The organism is Archangium primigenium, from assembly GCF_016904885.1.
Taxonomy (GTDB): Bacteria; Myxococcota; Myxococcia; order Myxococcales; family Myxococcaceae; genus Cystobacter; species Cystobacter primigenius.
Genome location: NZ_JADWYI010000001.1, coordinates 1,102,727 through 1,116,773, shown reverse-complemented (window position 1 = coordinate 1,116,773; position 14,047 = coordinate 1,102,727). Strand labels below are relative to the sequence as shown.

The 14,047-nt window shown below is 71.4% G+C and carries 12 protein-coding genes; 9 read left to right on the top strand and 3 right to left on the bottom strand.

Annotation, left to right across the window (positions count from 1 at the left end; genetic code table 11):
* The first annotated feature begins 69 nt into the window (after window positions 1-69).
* From I3V78_RS04815 to I3V78_RS04805, 3 genes are read left to right on the top strand one after another with little or no spacing between them, the layout of a single operon-like run.
* Window positions 70-1,476, top strand: coding sequence for a DUF3696 domain-containing protein (locus tag I3V78_RS04815; RefSeq protein WP_204485135.1), 1,407 nt, complete (start codon window positions 70-72; stop codon window positions 1,474-1,476).
* Entirely contained in the window at window positions 1,473-2,000 is a 528-nt protein-coding gene (locus I3V78_RS04810) for a hypothetical protein (protein WP_204485134.1), read from the top strand. The genes I3V78_RS04815 and I3V78_RS04810 overlap by 4 nt, the downstream gene beginning before the upstream one ends.
* Entirely contained in the window at window positions 1,997-2,671 is a 675-nt protein-coding gene (locus I3V78_RS04805; protein WP_204485133.1) for an RNA ligase family protein, read from the top strand. The genes I3V78_RS04810 and I3V78_RS04805 overlap by 4 nt, the downstream gene beginning before the upstream one ends.
* Before the next feature lie 13 nt (window positions 2,672-2,684).
* On the opposite strand, the gene I3V78_RS04800 is transcribed toward I3V78_RS04805, so the two are convergent.
* Window positions 2,685-3,476: a hypothetical protein gene (locus I3V78_RS04800; RefSeq protein WP_204485132.1), complete on the bottom strand. Its 792-nt coding sequence runs from the start codon at window positions 3,474-3,476 to the stop codon at window positions 2,685-2,687.
* The gene (locus I3V78_RS04795; protein WP_204485131.1) at window positions 3,473-4,558 is read right to left on the bottom strand and encodes an NAD(P)H-dependent flavin oxidoreductase; all 1,086 of its coding nucleotides are present in this window, start codon (window positions 4,556-4,558) and stop codon (window positions 3,473-3,475) included. The genes I3V78_RS04800 and I3V78_RS04795 overlap by 4 nt, the downstream gene beginning before the upstream one ends.
* A 173-nt stretch (window positions 4,559-4,731) precedes the next feature.
* On the opposite strand from I3V78_RS04795, the gene I3V78_RS04790 reads away from it, so the two are divergent.
* Window positions 4,732-5,883 (top strand): hypothetical protein, encoded by a 1,152-nt coding sequence (locus I3V78_RS04790; protein ID WP_204485130.1) that lies wholly within the window; start codon window positions 4,732-4,734, stop codon window positions 5,881-5,883.
* A 37-nt stretch (window positions 5,884-5,920) separates the two neighbouring features.
* On the top strand, window positions 5,921-7,117 hold the full coding sequence (locus I3V78_RS04785) for a superantigen-like protein SSL4 (RefSeq protein ID WP_204485129.1): 1,197 nt from the start codon (window positions 5,921-5,923) through the stop codon (window positions 7,115-7,117).
* Between the two features lie 3 nt (window positions 7,118-7,120).
* Here the strand turns inward: I3V78_RS04785 and I3V78_RS04780 are convergent, their stop codons facing one another.
* Complete coding sequence (locus I3V78_RS04780) at window positions 7,121-7,522, bottom strand: hypothetical protein (RefSeq protein ID WP_204485128.1); 402 nt, start codon at window positions 7,520-7,522, stop codon at window positions 7,121-7,123.
* A gap of 82 nt (window positions 7,523-7,604) precedes the next feature.
* On the opposite strand from I3V78_RS04780, the gene I3V78_RS04775 reads away from it, so the two are divergent.
* The 4 genes from I3V78_RS04775 (at window position 7,605) to I3V78_RS04760 (ending at window position 14,015) form a co-directional block, all read left to right on the top strand.
* The gene (locus I3V78_RS04775; protein ID WP_204485127.1) at window positions 7,605-9,722 is read left to right on the top strand and encodes a DUF4116 domain-containing protein; all 2,118 of its coding nucleotides are present in this window, start codon (window positions 7,605-7,607) and stop codon (window positions 9,720-9,722) included.
* Window positions 9,723-9,732: 10 nt separating this feature from the next.
* Entirely contained in the window at window positions 9,733-11,856 is a 2,124-nt protein-coding gene (locus I3V78_RS04770; RefSeq protein ID WP_204485126.1) for a DUF4116 domain-containing protein, read from the top strand.
* A gap of 89 nt (window positions 11,857-11,945) precedes the next feature.
* On the top strand, window positions 11,946-12,119 hold the full coding sequence (locus tag I3V78_RS04765; protein ID WP_204485125.1) for a hypothetical protein: 174 nt from the start codon (window positions 11,946-11,948) through the stop codon (window positions 12,117-12,119).
* Between the two features lie 93 nt (window positions 12,120-12,212).
* Window positions 12,213-14,015: a DUF4116 domain-containing protein gene (locus I3V78_RS04760; protein WP_204485124.1), complete on the top strand. Its 1,803-nt coding sequence runs from the start codon at window positions 12,213-12,215 to the stop codon at window positions 14,013-14,015.
* Window positions 14,016-14,047 lie beyond the last annotated feature (32 nt).

Genomic DNA, 14,047 nt, shown 5'->3' with positions numbered 1-14,047 from the left:
CATCTGGTGGACGCCCTCGCAAGAGCGCGCCGTTCGGTCTGAACGGATTACGCGGTAGAACCCGGCCTCATGTTGACCCGACTTCGCATCCAGAACTTCAAGGCATGGCAGGACACCGGCGACATCCGGCTCGCGCCGTTGACGGTGTTCTTCGGGACGAACAGTTCCGGCAAGACGAGCCTGCTTCAGTTCCTGCTCATGCTGAAGCAGACGGTCCAATCAACCGATCGCAGGCGCGCGCTGAACTTCGGGGACAGTCGCAGTCTCGTGGACCTGGGGGTCTGGCCGGAGATGGTGTTCCGTCACGAGCCCAGCCGGACCATCGAATTCTCCCTGGAACTCTTCCCTACAAGAAGCATGTGGCTTGACAGATTGATTGGTCGCGATGGAGCAGAATCAATGTCCTTCGCTGCCTCGATCGGCTCGGTGGACTCCGAGAACGAACGCGCGGAGCTGAAATCCTACAATTACCGGCACATGAGTTCGCCGGATGGCCCTCTCGAACTTGGTGCACAACGCATGGGGCTCAACCAGTACCAAATCCAATTCAGCCCTGCCCCTCCCGCGCCCCCCTACTCACAAGTCATTTCCGCAATTCCCGTCCATTTCAACGGGATTCGCATCAACCCCACTGAAACAAACATCTCCCAATACGGACTAAAGGTATTCATGGAGGACAATTACGACCTCCAGGAAAGCCTAGCGCAAAACCTTGATTCTATCCGATACCTCGCGCCTGTAAGAATCCCTCCTTCTCGGCTATATACATGGGCAGGAGATGCGCCTGAAGACGTGGGGCCTGATGGTGAACTCATCATCGAAGCACTGCTCGCGTCACGTGAGCGCATGTTCACTTCGCCCTCCGAAGAACAGCACTTCCAACTCGAAGTCCTGGTCGCCAAGTGGCTTCAATGCCTGGGACTTCTCGACAGTTTCGATATAAAAAGTATCGCACCGAATCGAAAAGAATATGAGGTCTTGGTTCGAGCAATGGGGATGAAAGACGCCGTCAACCTCACGGACGTGGGGTTTGGCGTTTCCCAGGTGCTCCCTGTCCTCGTGCAGTTACTCTACGTCGAGCGGGGCTCCACGCTCATTTTCGAGCAGCCCGAACTCCATCTTCATCCCCGAGCGCAGTCCGCGCTCGCGGACATCTTCATCGAGGCACTGAAGATGCAAGAGAACACTCAGATGGGGGGCGAAAAGCGCGACATTCAACTCCTCGTGGAAACCCACTCCGAGCATTTCCTGCGTCGACTGCAACGGCGCATCGCCGAGCAGAATCTCTCGCCCTCCGACGTCGCGCTTTATTTCTGCAAGCCGGGGCCCGAAGGATCCACGATCGAGGAACTCAAGCTCGACGACTTCGGCAACATCACCAACTGGCCGGAGAACTTCTTCGGCGATGAAGTGGGTGATCTCGCGGCGATGACCGAGGCCGCCATGAAGCGCCAGTTGGGTTCGGAAGAGTCATGACCGCGCCCGTGAACCCGTGCGTCGTCGACACCAATGTGCCCCTCACCGCGAACGCCGGGGAAGAAGGCGATCCCCACTGCGTCCTGGCATGCACCCGCGCGATCGAAGCGCTGATGCACTCGGGCCACATCGTCATCGACGACAAGTTCCGCGTCTTGAAGGAGTACATGAACAAGCTGTCTCCCAGCGGGCAGCCCGGCGTGGGCGACAAGTTCCTCAAATGGGTGCTGACGAACCAGGCCAACCCCACTCGCTGCACGCACGTGAAGCTCACGCCCAAGGCCTCGGACCCGCGCGACTTCGAGGAGTTCCCCACCGAGGCGGCCCTCTCGTCGTTCGACCCTTCCGACCGGAAGTTCGTCGCCGTCAGCGTGGCCCACCCGGACAAGCCGCCTGTCCTCCAGGCCACGGACAGCAAGTGGTGGGGACTGAGAGACGCACTGGCCGCGAGCGGCGTCTCCGTCCACTTCCTCTGTCCCGAGCACATCGAGGAGCTTCACCAGCGCAAGACCGGCACGAAATGACCGAGCCCTTCTTCAAGTTCCCCTCCACCCCGCACCTGGCCTGGCTCGCCTCCACGTCCGCGCGAGGCGACAAGCTGCTCTCGCCACCCGAGGTCCGTGAGCTACTGGCGTCCGAGGTCCTGGTGGAGGAGAAGGTCGATGGCGCCAACCTGGGTCTGTCCGTCAGCGCGTCCGGAGAACTCCAGGCCCAGAACCGTGGTTCCTACCTCGGCACACACGCCCCGGCCCAGTTCCAACCGCTCTGGGCCTGGCTGGACACCCGGCGAGCCGCCCTGACCCAAGCCCTGGGCTCCCACCTCATCCTCTTTGGAGAGTGGTGCTTCGCCGTCCACAGCATCCACTACGACGCACTTCCGGACTGGTTCCTCGCCTTCGACCTTTATGACCGCCAGGCGGGCCGCTTCTGGTCCTCGCGACGGCGCGACGCCTGGCTCGATGCGCTGGGGCTCGCCCGCGTCCCGGCCATCGCCCGCGGGCGATTCACCCTGGAGGATCTGCGCGGGATGCTCGGCACCTCGCGGCTCACCCAGGCTCCCCTGGAAGGGCTCTATGTCCGCCGGGACGAGGGGGACTTCCTCGCCGCCCGCGCCAAGCTCGTTCGCGCCGACTTCGTCCAGGCCATCGGCGAGCACTGGTCCTCGCGGCCCCTCCAGCGCAATACCCGGCGCTGAGCCGGACGCCCCCTCACTCCGTCCAGCGCAGCGCGCGCGCCGTGGCGGGTCCGATGCCCACCTCGTCCAGCGACCCGGGCAGTCGGCCCTCGGCCTCGCCCAGTGGCACCTCACCCACCATCACCTCCGCCGCGTCCTGCGGGTAGAGCGGTCGGCGCTCGGGCTCCACCAGGCCCTCGGGCACCCGGGCATGGCCCTCGGCGTCGTACGCGTCCTTCACCCCCAGGCAGTGGAAGAACTCGTGCACCACCGCCGTCAGCTCCAGCGTCACCTCCGTGTCCTCGCGCGGCGCGCGGACGAGCCCCACCACGCCCCCCTCCTCGCCCATGCCCTCCACCAGGCGCTGCCCGTCCACGCCGTCCTCCAGCAGCACGTAGATGCGCGCGTCCCACTCGCGCGGCACCACGCCCGCCGCCCGGTCCACCTCGGCCAGCTCCCGCGCGAGCCGCCGCGCCTGGAGCAGTCGGGCCCAGAGGCCTTGCTCGGGCTCCTCGAAGCGCACCGTGCCCGCGTTCACCGGGCCCTCCAGCTCGAAGGAGATGGGCCGCGCCCCCAGGTCCGTCCGGTAGCGCGCCGCCTCGCGGCCCACCCAGTCCTCCAACTGGCCCACGCCCTCGCGCCACGCCTCGCGCACCGGCGCCGGCACCTCGTCCCGCGTGATCAACACCACCGCCACCCGCAGCGTCCGGTCCCACGCCAGGCGCTGGGCCCGCGTGCGCTGCCGGCCCCAGCCCCAGAGCACCACGCCCACCAGCACGGCCAGCAGCACCGACACGCGCACCCACTTGGGCCCCGGGCCGCTCATCCGCCCCCCCGCAGCCGCCGCTCGGCATCGGCGACGAGCGCGCGTGTCAGCTCCCCCGCCGGCACGCGCCGCGCCAGCGTCACGCCCTGGCCGGCCCACATCGCCAGGAAGCGCGCCTCCCCCCGGGCCGCGGCCGCGGCGCGCAGGGGCGTGGTCGCGCCGTGCTGGAGGGGAAAGGGCAGCGGCACCGCCGAGGCCTCCACCTCGCGCGCGAAGTCCGTGACGAGCCCGCGCGCCGGTCGGCCGGAGAAGGCCCGGATCACCCCCGTGCCGTCCTCGCGCGCGCTCCGCAGCGCCGCCTGGTAGGCCTCCGAGGCACCTGACTCGGGGCACAAGAGGAACGCCGTGCCGAGCTGCACCCCCGCCGCTCCGAGCAGCCGCGCCGCGGCGATGCCCCGGCCATCCATCAGCCCGCCACTGGCCACCACGGGCAGGCCCACCGCGTCCACCATCTGCGGCACCAGCGCGAGCGTGCCCACCATTGCGTCCTCGAAGGGGCCGGCGAACGTGCCCCGGTGGCCCCCGGCCTCGCTGCCCTGGGCGACGATGCCGTCCACCCCCGCGGCCTCGAGCAGCCGCGCCTCGTGCACCGTCGTCGCCGTGCCCAGCAGCACCCGGCCCGCCGCACGCAGCCGCGCGAGCACCGACGCCGGGGGAATCCCGAAGGTGAAGCTGAACACCCGCGCATCGCTCTCCAGCACCGCGTCCACCTGTTCGTCGAACGGAGGAAGCGACCAGGCGGACGGGCGCGGGGGCTCCAATCCGAGCGCGGCGTGGGCCCGCGCGAGCACGCCCCACATGGGGCTGTCCGCGTCCAGCGCGGGCGCGGGCTGGGGCGCGAACAGGTTGAGGGCGAAGGGGCGATCCGTCAGCTCGCGCACGCGCCGCGCGAGCTGACGCACCGCGTCCGGCGGGAGGTAGCCCACGCCGAGCGAGCCCAGGCCGCCCGCGTTGGACACGGCGGCGGCCATCTCCGGCGTGGACACTCCGGCCATGGGCGCCTGGAGGAAGGCGTGCTCCACCCCGAGCCGCGCGGCGAGCCGCGCACTGGCCAGGGCGGAGGACTGCGGCGAAGAGGTCATCCCGATGGACTCCGGTGAAGAATTTCCGAGACCCTACACACCTCTCGCACTCCGCGCGTGGGGGAAGACAGACACGAGTGTTCGCCGCCAGCACCCGTGGCCCCCCCGGCTGGACGAAAACCCGAATCCTGTCTTTGATGGAGGCCGATCCAACACAACGAAGGAGAGACCCGATGAGTCTCGTCAAGGCATTCGCGGCCCTGGCCGCGGGCATGGCCGTGGCGTGGAGTGGCAGTGCCTCCGCGCGCACGGTGAACCTGTCGTACGTCTGGGGGGGCAACGGCGGCGGCACCACGGTCTTCATCCACGGCCATGGCAACTGCGTGGGCGGAAAGGGCGCGGACGAGCGCTGCGTCAATTCGTCCTTCGGCTACTGGCTCAACTCGGTGGAGGACGGCGGAGACGGCCATGACTTCATGGTCGAGTCCACGTCGCGCTGCGCCGGCGCGGGCTGCACCATGTCGTGCGGCGGCGCGGGCTGCTCCACGGTGAACTACACGGGCCCGTGGTCGTACGCGGAGGCCTTCGCCGTGCGCTACGACCTGGTCAACCAGAGCGTGCCCTCGGCCACCAACGACGTGGCCAACTGCCTGCTCGACCTGCGCAACGGCACCAACACCACCGGCTGCAACCCGAGCCTCTACCAGCGCACGCGCTTTCGCGTGGTGGGGCACAGCGCGGGCGGCGCCGTGCTCGATCGCATCCTCTCCACGGGCGCGTGGCCGGACCTCACCGGCACCAACGGCGCCATCACCGGCACGCCCGTCGTCTCCGCGGGCGCGCTCGCCGGCTCGCGCGCCGCCAGCGCCCTGTACGGCACGGACGGCGCCTCGAACTTCTGCACCACCCTGGTGAGCTGGGTGGCGAGCTGGGCGCTCAAGGATCCCGGCACCGCCAGCCTCACGCGCGCCACCCTGCTCGGCGAGGCCAACAACGGCCGCGCGGGCAAGTCCCCCCGATGGATCTACAAGGTCACCACCACCGGCGGCGCGGGCTCCACCAACAACAACTCCAAGGAGAGCGTCCAGGAGTCCACCAACGACGCCAAGATGGGCGTGCTCGTGGGCTGCGTGGGCTACTCCGCCGACGACGACTCGGACGGCGTGCTGTGGCAGTACGACAGCGATCCCACCTCCAACCCCAGCGGCTCCAACGGCGGCAAGTACCGCGCGCAGTACACCGGCTATTACTGGCGCTGGCTCCAGTCCTGGTCCAATCACTCCCACAACCGCAATGACGCGTATGTGAAGAAGTACGGCTTCCAGAGCGCCACCGGTTGTTATTACATCTCCCCGGGGACGTGCATTGGCCAGTACGCCCAGTAAGCCCCGGCCGTCGCGGTGGCGCTGGGGGGGCCCGGCCGTGCTGCTCGCCGCGCTCGCCGCGCTCGTGTGGTACGGCCAGACGCCGCCCGACGTCTCCGTCACCCACGTCGAGCCCTCCGCGCCGCCGCCCCCGCCCGCGCCGGCTCCGGTGCGCGCGGCGACGCCCGTGCGCGCCGCCGTGCCCGTGCCGTCGTCCGCGGGCCTCGCCGCGCTGGAGGCCCCGCCGCCCGGCACCACCCCCGAGCAGCCGCCGGACGCGCCCGCCATCGAGCTGCCCCCCACGACGCAGGTGCTCGCCGAGGAGTTCTACCCGGGCACCACCGAGTGGGAGGACATCCCGCTGGACGACGCGCACCAGTACCGCCTGCGCATCCTGCCCACGCGCTACAACGTGGTGGCGCCCCGGCCCCTCGCCCTGTGGCTGGAGCTGACGGACGCCCAGGGCCGGCGCCAGCCCCTGTCCTCGCCCCGCGTGCGCGCGCGCCTGCTCGACGACGCGTCCCGGCCGTGGCTCGACGTGCCCGTGGGCGATGACGGCACCGGCGAGGACGAGCGCGCGGGTGACCGGCGCTACACCGCCCAACTGCGCCCCACGCGCGAGCAGCAGAAGCAGCTGCTCGGGCGGGTGCTCGTCGAGGCCACCGTGGACGTGCCCGGCGGCGGCGTGCGCACCATCCCCTCGGTGGTCATCTACACGCGGGGCCCGCGCGCGGCCCTCACCGGCCGCTGGACGGACGCGGTGCGCGACGGCGGCCTCGCGCTGGAAGCCGAGCTGCGCGTGGAAGAGGCGGGCCTGTTCACGCTCATGGCCCAGGTGTTCGGGCCCCACCAGGAGCCGATCGCCTGGGTGAAGCAGACGGCGAAGCTGGAGGCGGGCACCCAGCGCATGACGCTGCACGTGTTCGGCAAGGTGCTGCACGACATGGGCGTGGATGGGCCCTACCGCGTGCGCCAGGTGCTGCTCACGCGCGATCAGGAGAACTCCGGCGACTACGACCCGGGCGAGACCGTGGAGGAGGCGCACCAGACGAAGCCCTACGCCGCGAGCGCGTTCTCCTCCGCGCCCTACGTGCCGCCCCCCCGGACGCTCCGGGAGATCACCGCCGAGCACCCCTCGCAGCGCGACAAGCCGCCGCCCGAGCGCACGCGCGAGATGGCCCCCGCGCCGAGCACCGCGTCCCCGTCGTCCGACCCGAACGCCCCACCCGCCCAGGCCACGGACCTGGCCCCCTGAGCCTCACGAGGCGAGCTGGCCGCGCACGTCGCGCAAGAGCGCCTCGGTCTCGGGGTCGGGGGTGGCGCGCCGCCGCTCGGTCTCCAGCAGCAGGCCGAGGGCATGGCCCAGCCGGTGGGCCACGCCCTCCGTGTCGCCCTGGCGCCGGAGGATGTCCGCCTCCGCGATCACCAGCTTCGCCAGGGCCTGGATCTTCGCCGGGTGCCCGAGCAACTCCGCCACCGAGCCCGCGTCCACGGTGATGAGCATGCGGTACTCCATGCCGAAGAGCGTGAGGCTCGCCTCATGCACCAGGGCCAGCGCGTCCTCGGGCTTCTTGCCCGTGGCGGCCCCGAGGATGGCGGCGAGCGCGGCGGCCAGCTGCTCGATCATCCGGGTGATGTAGTCCTGACGGATTCCGGCCATGGGGGACTCCTTCCAGGGGTGGCTCCTCCCACCGTAACAGGGCCCCGTCAGGAATCCCTCCTCCGCCCGTTACAGTGGGGCCATGACCCGCCTCGACCACCTGCGCGAAGCGCACGCCCGGCCGCTGCTCCAGGCCTTCCTCGCCCGCGAGCACGGCCCCGAGCGCGCTTGGGCCGACGCGGGCGCCCCGGCCCTCTTCGCCCGCTTCGCCGAGGCCGACCCCACCGTGGGCAAGCCCCACCTCGCCTGGGTGCTCCGACTCTACCTCGCGGGACGACTCCCCGCCGAGGACCTCTACAAAGTCCCCGAGACCCTCCAGCTCTTCCGCCGGGCGCGCCGCCACCTGCCCCCCGCCGCCCGTCAGCTCGACACCTACGCGGACCTTCCCGCGCTCTGGCGCGCCGTGGCCCCCTTCGCCCAGGTGCCCTCCAAGCGCGAGCGGGTCGCCGACGCATGCGAGCGCGCCCGCGCGGAGAGCCACATCCTCTTCGAGGACGACACGTTGACCGTCGTGGTACCCCACACCGAGTTCGCCGCCACCTGGTGGGGCCGGGGCACGCGCTGGTGTACGGCGGCCGAGAAGCACAACGCCTTCGCCCGCTATGCCCAGATCGGGCCCCTGGTCGTCTTCATCGTCCGAGGCGTGAAGTTCCAGTTCCACGCCCCCACTGACAGCTTCCACGACGACGCGGACGGCGTGGCGGACGTGCTCGCGGTGCTCGGCCCGTTCTTCCCTCGGCTGGAGTCCGCGGGGCTCACGGGCCTCGTCTTCGCGCTCGACCCCCTGGCCCGCTCGCCCGACGAGGCGGGTGAAGAGACGGTCCGCTCGGCCCTGGCCGACTGGGGCCTGCCCCTGTACGGCCTGCCCGAGCCGCACCGGGACGCACGGTGGTGTCAGCTCGCCGTGGAGCGCTCGGCCGACAACCTCGCTCATGTCCCCGAGCCCCTGCGCACCCACGCCCTCTTCGTCGAGGCCGTGCGCCAGGACGGCCGGGCGTTGAGCCTCGTGCCCCACGCCATGAGGGACCGGACGATCTGCCTCACCGCCCTCCAATCGGGAACGTGTCGGTTCGAGGACGTGCCCGACTCCCTGCGCGATCGGGAGCTGTGCCTGGAAATGATGCGGCGCTACCGCGCTCCTCACGACCTTCCCCAGGCCCTGTTGAGGGACGCGGCGTTCTGCCGTCGGGCCATCGCGGCGCGCCACATCTCCTTGGAGCAGGTGCCGCGCGCCCTGCGCGACCGGGAGCTGTGCCAGCGCGCGGTCGAGGCGGACGGCGCCATGCTGGCCTTCGTCCCCGAGCCGTTTCGCGACCGGGCGCTGTACCTCTCGGCGGTCAGCACCTCGGGCCTCTCCCTGAGTCTCGTGCCCCTGGCGATGCGCGACCACGCGACATGCACCGCGGCGGCGCGCGCGGACCCCCTCGCGTTGGTCATCTGCCCGCCGGAGCGGCGCACGGAGATCGCCGCCGCCGCGGGCGTGGACCTGAACGATGAATACCTCCAAGCCCAGCTCAAGGGCCTGGCGCTCGTGCCCTTCGCGGAACGGACCCCCGCGCGGTGTCTGCGCGAAGCGGCCGAGCGGGGCTTTTTCAACGCGGGGCTCTCGCCCGATGTCCTGCGGGACCGGGAAACGTGTCTGGCCCTCGCGGCGTATGGCGTCGCTCTGGAGGCCATTCCCGAGGCCTTCCGCACCCGCGAGGTCTGCCTGCGCAACCTGCGCACCGACCCCATGTACGGCATCGGGCATGTTCCCGAGGACGTGCTCGACCTCGAGCTCTGTCTGGAGGCGATGCGCGTGGACGCGGAGCAGTTCTATCTCGTCCCCGAGCCCCTGCGGACCGAGGCGGTCTGCCTCGCCGCCGTCACCTGGGATGGCGACATGCTCGGCCACATCCCCTGGGCGGACCGCACGCGTGAGATCTGCCTGGAAGCCCTTCGCCAAGGCGGCTCGCTCGAGCACGTCCCCGAGGCGCTGCGCGACGAAGAGATGTGCCGCGTCGCGGTCGAGGAGAACAACACCCTGGACCATGTCCCCCTCGCCCTGCGCACCGAAACGCTGTGCCGGGAGCTGGTCACGCGCCAGCCCCGGGCGCTCGTCGATGTGCCGCATGTCCTGCGCGACGCGGCGATGTGCGCGTCCGCCGTGGACCAGGACCCCAGCCTGCGCCGCCACGTCCCCGCCTCCGTCCGCCCGTGACCCCCACGCCATGACCCGCCTCGACCACCTGCGCGAAGCGCACGCCCGGCCGCTGCTCCAGGCCTTCCTCGCCCGCGAGCATGGCCCCGAGCGCGCCTGGGCCGACGCGGGCGCTGAGGCCCTCTTCGCCCGCTTCGCCGAGGCCGACCCCACCGTGGGCAAGCCCCACCTGGCCTGGGTGCTCCGGCTCTACCTCGCCGGACGACTCCCCGCCGAGGACCTCTACAAAGTCCCCGAGACCCTCCAGCTCTTCCGCCGGGCGCGCCGCCACCTCGCCCCCGCCGCCCGTCAGCTCGACACCTACGTGGACCTTCCCGCGCTCTGGCGCGCCGTGGCTCCCTTCGCCCAGGTGCCCTCCAAGCGCGAGCGGGTCGCCGAGGAACGTGAGCGGGCCCGTGCGGAGAGCCGGATGCTCCACGAAGACGCGGAGCTGCTCGTCGCGGTGCCCCACACCGAGTTCGCCGCCACCTGGTGGGGCCGGGGCACGCGCTGGTGCACGGCGGCCGAGGAGCACAACGCCTTCGCCGAGTACGATCGCGCGGGCCCCCTGGTCGTCTTCATCGTCCGGGGCGCGAAGTTCCAGTTCCACGCCCCCACCGACAGCTTCCACGACGACGCGGATGGCGCGGCGGACGTGCTCGCGGTGCTCGGCCCGTTCTTCTCCCAGCTGGAGGCGGCGGGGCTCGCGGGCCTCGTCTTCGCGCTCGACCCCCTGGCCCGCCCACCCGAGGCGGTCGGCGAGGAAGCCCTCCGCTCGGCCCTCGCTGACTGGGGCCTGCCCCTGTACGGCCTGCCCGAGCCGCACCGGGACGCCCGGCGGTGTCAGCTCGCCGTGGAGCGCTCGGCCGCCAACCTCGCCCATGTCCCCGAGCCCCTGCGCACCCAGGCCCTCTGCCTCCAGGCCGTGCGCCGGGACGGAGCGGCCCTGGTCCACGTGCCCCATGCCCTGCGGGACAGGGCGCTCTGTCTCGCCGCCCTCCAGTCGGGCGCCTCGCTCAAGGACGTGCCCGACCCCCTGCGAGACCGGGCGCTGTGTCTGGAGGCCGTCCGACGCCCCAGGCAGTTGAATGACGTCCCCTGGACCCTGCGGGACGCGGAGCTGTGCCACCGCGCCTTCGAGGGCCAACAGGTCTTCCTGGACCAGGTGCCGCGCGCATTCCGAGACCGTGAGCTGTGCCAGCGCGCCATGGCGGAGGACGGGGACCTGCTTTCCTTCGTGCCCGAGGCCTTCCGGGATCGGGCGCTGTGCCTCTCCGCCGTCAGCTCCCAGGGCATCTCCTTGTTGCTCGTGCCCCTGGCGATGCGGGACCTCGAGCTGTGCACCGCGGCGGCGCGCTCGGAACCGCTCTCGTTGTTCCTCGCGCCTCCGGAGCTGCGCGCGGAGATCGCCGCCGCGGCGGGCGTGGACCTGAACGAGGCGCGCGTCCAAGCCTTGCTCACCGGGCTGGCCCTCGTGCCCTTCGCGGAGCGGACCCCCGAGCGGTGCTTGCGGGAAGCCGCCCGGGGCGCCTCCATCGCGGAAGTCGCGCCCGACGTGTTGCGGGACCGGGAGACGTGTCTGGCCATCGCGGCGCAAGGCGTCTTGCTGGATGCCGTGCCCGAGGCCTTCCGCACCCGCGAGGTCTGTCTGCGCAACCTATGCACCTCGCCCCGGTATGGCCTGGGTTACGTTCCCGAGGACGTGCTCGACGTCGAGCTGTGTCTGGAGGCGATGCGCGTGGGCGCGGAGCAGTTGTACCTCGTCCCCGAGCCCCTGCGGACCGAGGCGGTCTGCCTCGCCGCCGTCAAACAATGGGGCTTCCTGCTCCCCCAGGTGCCCTGGGCGGTCCGCACGCGCGCGGTCTGCCTGGAGGCCCTTCGCCGAGGAGGCGCGCTCGAGGATGTCCCCGAGGCGCTGCGCGACGAGGAACTGTGTCGTGTCGCGGTCGACGAGGACGGCCCGCTGAACGCCCTCCCCTCCGTTCCCTTCGCCCTGCGCACCGAGGCGCTGTGCCGGGAGATGGTCGCGCGCCAGCCCCGGGCGCTCGCCGCCGTGCCGCACGCCCTGCGCGACGCGGCGATGTGCATGGCCGCCGTGGCCCAGGTCCCCAGCCTGCGCCGCCATGTCCCGGCCTCCGTCCGCCCGACCCTCTGAGCCCGGCGAGCGGGCGGCCAGGCGGACTTCCTGGCGGAGCCGATCGGCCATGCCCAATGTGGGAATCACACGCCTGAAAGGAGCAAGACATGGACCCGAAGCAACCCAATGAGAAGAAGGCGCCCCAGCAGGGCGCGGACGAGAACGCGCCCCTCCGCCACAAGGGCGCGGATCGCCGGACCGAGGAAGAGCGCGAGGCGGGGCCACAGCCCGAGGGCAATGGCGGCACGGGCCAGCCCGCGGCCTTCCCTCCGCACAACTGAGCGGGAAGACGGGCTCCGGGCGGAGGACGCCCGGCCCGCCGACTCGACCGCTCCACGACGCTCCGCGCGCGCGCCGTCGCCCCCTTCGTCCATATGACATCCACGAACGAGCAGACCACCCGTCAACGGGAGCGCGCCCGCGCGCAGAGCCGCATTCTCTTCGAGGACGCGGAATTGCTCGTCGCCTTGCCGCTCACCGAGGTCGCGGCCGTCTGTTGGGACCGGGCGCTTCGCACCAGCGCAGAGTGGCGCGTGGAGGGCGTGGACGACGTGGAGTACATCGGATTCACCGAGCACACCCAGGCCGGGCCCCTGGTCATCTTCCTCGTGCGGGGCGAGAAGTTCGAGTTCCACGCGCCCACCGACAGCTTCCTGCACGAAACGGATGACGCGGCGGATGTCCTCGAGGTGCTCGGCCCGTTCCTGCCTCGGCTGGAGGCGGCGGGGCTCGCGGGCCTCGTCTTCGCGCTCGACCCGCTGGCGCGCTCGCCCTCGGAGGTGGGCGAGGAGGTTGTCCGCTCGGCGATCGTCGATTGGGGCCTGCCCCTGCGCTGCCTGCCCGAGTCATACCGGGACGCCCGGTGGTGCCAGCTCGCCGTGGAGCGCTCGGCCGACAACCTCGCCCATGTGCCCGAGTCCCTGTGCACCCCCGCCCTCTGTCTCCAGGCCGTGCAACAGGACGGCGAGGCCCTGGTCCACGTCCCCACGGCCCTGCGAGACCGGACCCTCTGCCTCACCGCCCTCCAGGAGGGCGCCTCGCTCAAGGACGTGCCCGACGCCCTCCGGGACCGGGAGCTGTGCCTGGAGGCCATGCGCTGGCCCGACATGCTGTACCACGTCCCCTGGGCCCTGCGAGACGCGGAGCTGTGCCGCCGCGCCTTCGCGGGCCGACGACGGATCAGCCTTGCCCACGTCCCGCACGCCCTGCGCGACCCGGCGCTGTGCCGCCGTGCGATCGAGCAACATGGCACCGCGCTCCGTCACGTGCCCGAGCGGCTGCGGGACCGGGCGCTGTACCTCCAGGCCGTCAGCTCCTGGGGCGTCACCCTGGGACTCGTACCCCTGGCGATGCGGGATCTGGAGCTGTGCACCACGGCGGTGCGCCAGAACCGCCACGCGTTGCACCTCGTGCCTCCGGAGTCGCGCGCGGAGATCGCCGCGGCCGCTGGCGTGGAGCCGAGGGAGGACGACCTCCGGGCGCCGACTCCGGGACTGGCCCTCGTGCCCTTCGCGGAGCGGACCCCGAAGCGCTGCCTGCGGGAGGCCACGGCGGAGGGCTTCTTCCACGCGGACCTCGCGCCGGAGGTCCTGCGAGACCGCGAGACGTGTCTGGCCCTCGCGGCGCGGGGCGTCGCCTTGGAAGCCGTGCCCGAGGCCTTCCGCACCCGCGAGGTCTGTCTGCACAACCTCCGCCATGAGCTCCACGAGGGCCTCGCGTATGTCCCCGAGCCCCTGCTCGACCCCGAGCTCTGTCTGACCGCGGTGCGCATCCACGCGGAGCAGCTGTACTTCGTTCCCGAGCCCCTGCGGGACGAGGCGCTCTGCCGCGCCGTCCTCGAGCAGGACGGAAGCATGCTCCTCTTCGTGCCCTGGGCGCTCCGCACGCCCGACCTCTGCCTGGAGGCGCGTCGCCACGGGGGCCTGCTCGAGGACGTGCCCAGGGAACTGCGCGACGAGGCGCTGTGTCGCGTCGCGGACGAGCCGCACGACACCCTGGTCCAGGTGCCCCTCTACCTGCGCACCGAGGCGCTGTGCCGGGCATGGGTCGCGCGTCAGCCCCGGGCGCTCGTCGACGTGCCGCACGCGCTGCGCGACGCGGCGATGTGCGCGGCGGCCGTGGCCCGGGACCCGAGCCTGAGCCGACACGTCCCGGCCGCCGTCCGCTCGCGCACCTGACCTCGGAGGACAGGCACCTGACTTGACTTCCA

Bases quoted from the DNA above. Each gene is read 5' to 3' on its own strand.
- I3V78_RS04815 (WP_204485135.1), top strand. From the start codon at position 70: ATGTTGACCCGACTTCGCATCCAGAACTTCAAGGCATGGCAGGACACC.
- I3V78_RS04810 (WP_204485134.1), top strand. From the start codon at position 1,473: ATGACCGCGCCCGTGAACCCGTGCGTCGTCGACACCAATGTGCCCCTC.
- I3V78_RS04805 (WP_204485133.1), top strand. From the start codon at position 1,997: ATGACCGAGCCCTTCTTCAAGTTCCCCTCCACCCCGCACCTGGCCTGG.
- I3V78_RS04800 (WP_204485132.1), bottom strand. From the start codon at position 3,476: ATGAGCGGCCCGGGGCCCAAGTGGGTGCGCGTGTCGGTGCTGCTGGCC.
- I3V78_RS04795 (WP_204485131.1), bottom strand. From the start codon at position 4,558: ATGACCTCTTCGCCGCAGTCCTCCGCCCTGGCCAGTGCGCGGCTCGCC.
- I3V78_RS04790 (WP_204485130.1), top strand. From the start codon at position 4,732: ATGAGTCTCGTCAAGGCATTCGCGGCCCTGGCCGCGGGCATGGCCGTG.
- I3V78_RS04780 (WP_204485128.1), bottom strand. From the start codon at position 7,522: ATGGCCGGAATCCGTCAGGACTACATCACCCGGATGATCGAGCAGCTG.
- I3V78_RS04775 (WP_204485127.1), top strand. From the start codon at position 7,605: ATGACCCGCCTCGACCACCTGCGCGAAGCGCACGCCCGGCCGCTGCTC.
- I3V78_RS04770 (WP_204485126.1), top strand. From the start codon at position 9,733: ATGACCCGCCTCGACCACCTGCGCGAAGCGCACGCCCGGCCGCTGCTC.
- I3V78_RS04765 (WP_204485125.1), top strand. From the start codon at position 11,946: ATGGACCCGAAGCAACCCAATGAGAAGAAGGCGCCCCAGCAGGGCGCG.
- I3V78_RS04760 (WP_204485124.1), top strand. From the start codon at position 12,213: ATGACATCCACGAACGAGCAGACCACCCGTCAACGGGAGCGCGCCCGC.